This is a genomic window from Sporosarcina sp. CAU 1771 (assembly GCF_054482775.1).
The window spans coordinates 1-1,623 of the sequence record NZ_JBTLRN010000057.1; the positions used below are offsets into that span (position 1 = coordinate 1).

General features: G+C 47.4%; 9 tRNA genes and 3 rRNA genes. All 12 read left to right on the plus strand.

Going from position 1 to position 1,623, the window contains the following annotated elements:
* Positions 1-130 (plus strand): 23S ribosomal RNA (locus ACXYMX_RS16990); the annotation flags it as partial.
* A 152-nt stretch (positions 131-282) separates the two neighbouring features.
* Positions 283-398: ribosomal RNA gene (gene rrf, locus ACXYMX_RS16995) — 5S ribosomal RNA — on the plus strand.
* Between the two features lie 79 nt (positions 399-477).
* Positions 478-553: transfer RNA gene (locus ACXYMX_RS17000), tRNA-Val, on the plus strand.
* Positions 554-569: 16 nt separating this feature from the next.
* Positions 570-645, plus strand: a tRNA-Thr gene (locus ACXYMX_RS17005).
* 7 nt (positions 646-652) lie between these two features.
* A tRNA-Lys gene (locus tag ACXYMX_RS17010) sits at positions 653-725 on the plus strand.
* 32 nt (positions 726-757) lie between these two features.
* A tRNA-Leu gene (locus tag ACXYMX_RS17015) sits at positions 758-839 on the plus strand.
* A gap of 8 nt (positions 840-847) precedes the next feature.
* Positions 848-922 (plus strand) — tRNA-Gly (locus ACXYMX_RS17020).
* Positions 923-929: 7 nt separating this feature from the next.
* Positions 930-1,018, plus strand: a tRNA-Leu gene (locus ACXYMX_RS17025).
* Positions 1,019-1,040: 22 nt separating this feature from the next.
* Positions 1,041-1,117 (plus strand) — tRNA-Arg (locus ACXYMX_RS17030).
* Between the two features lie 21 nt (positions 1,118-1,138).
* Positions 1,139-1,215, plus strand: a tRNA-Pro gene (locus ACXYMX_RS17035).
* Positions 1,216-1,256: 41 nt separating this feature from the next.
* Positions 1,257-1,329 (plus strand) — tRNA-Ala (locus ACXYMX_RS17040).
* 150 nt (positions 1,330-1,479) lie between these two features.
* A 16S ribosomal RNA gene (locus tag ACXYMX_RS17045) occupies positions 1,480-1,623 on the plus strand; the annotation flags it as partial.

The window sequence follows — 1,623 nt, forward strand, 5'->3', positions numbered from 1 at the left end:
CCTTCAAGATGAGATTTCCCATTACGCAAGTAAGTAAGATCCCTCAAAGATGATGAGGTTGATAGGTCCGGGGTGGAAGCGCGGCGACGCGTGCAGCTGACGGATACTAATTGATCGAGGACTTAACCTAAAGTAATCAGGTTTGTTTGATTCACAAACCGTTTCTTAATGTCTGTTTTATCCAGTTTTGAATGAGCAAATATTATTTTTTTGAAAATAATGCTTGTATAATTCTATATGCTTGATATAATGAATAATGTCTTTCAAAAAAGACCTTACAGGTCTGGTGATGATGGCGAAGAGGTCACACCCGTTCCCATACCGAACACGGAAGTTAAGCTCTTCAGCGCCGATGGTAGTTGGGGGTTTCCCCCTGCAAGAGTAGGACGTTGCCAGGCCTGTAACTATTTATTACATAAAAGTATTCTTGTGAGTGGATTTCATGCAGCAATGCGGAAATACTAACACTTATATCCAGGAGGATTAGCTCAGCTGGGAGAGCACCTGCCTTACAAGCAGGGGGTCGGCGGTTCGAGCCCGTCATCCTCCACCATATATACTCGAATAACGCCGGAGTAGCTCAACTGGTAGAGCAACTGACTTGTAATCAGTAGGTTGAGGGTTCAAGTCCTTTCTCCGGCACCACTATTTTGAGCCATTAGCTCAGTTGGTAGAGCATCTGACTTTTAATCAGAGGGTCGCAGGTTCGAATCCTGCATGGCTCATCTTTAATTATAAAACCTATAATTAATGTTATGCGGGTGTGGTGGAACTGGCAGACACGCTAGACTTAGGATCTAGTGCCTTCGGGCGTGGGGGTTCGACTCCCTTCACCCGCACTTTTAATGCGGAAGTAGTTCAGTGGTAGAATACGACCTTGCCAAGGTCGGGGTCGCGGGTTCGAATCCCGTCTTCCGCTCCATTTCGTTGCCGGGGTGGCGGAACTGGCAGACGCACAGGACTTAAAATCCTGCGGTAGGTGACTACCGTACCGGTTCGATTCCGGTTCTCGGCACCAAAATTATAACCGTATATAGTATGCGCCCGTAGCTCAATTGGATAGAGCGTCTGACTACGGATCAGAAGGTTGTGGATTCGACTTCTGCCGGGCGCGCCATTTTTTCTTATATGATTTTCTCGGGAAGTAGCTCAGCTTGGTAGAGCACTTGGTTTGGGACCAAGGGGCCGCGGGTTCAAATCCTGTCTTCCCGACCATTTTCTTTAAAAGTTAATACAACTTTAATATATCCCATTACGGGGCCTTAGCTCAGCTGGGAGAGCGCCTGCCTTGCACGCAGGAGGTCAGCGGTTCGATCCCGCTAGGCTCCACTTTTGAACCTTGAAAACTGAACAGCAAAACGTCAAGAAATACACGCAAGAGTATTTATACTCAAGCGAAAAACGAACCTTCGGGTTCGAAGTCAGCAAGAAATGAGCAAAAGGGGATTGAACTTAATCCCCTGCCAATCATTTTCTTCTATTATGGAGAGTTTGATCCTGGCTCAGGACGAACGCTGGCGGCATGCCTAATACATGCAAGTCGAGCGAAACTTATAGGAGCTTGCTCCTGTAAGTTTAGCGGCGGACGGGTGAGTAACACGTGGGCAACCTGCCCTGCAGATG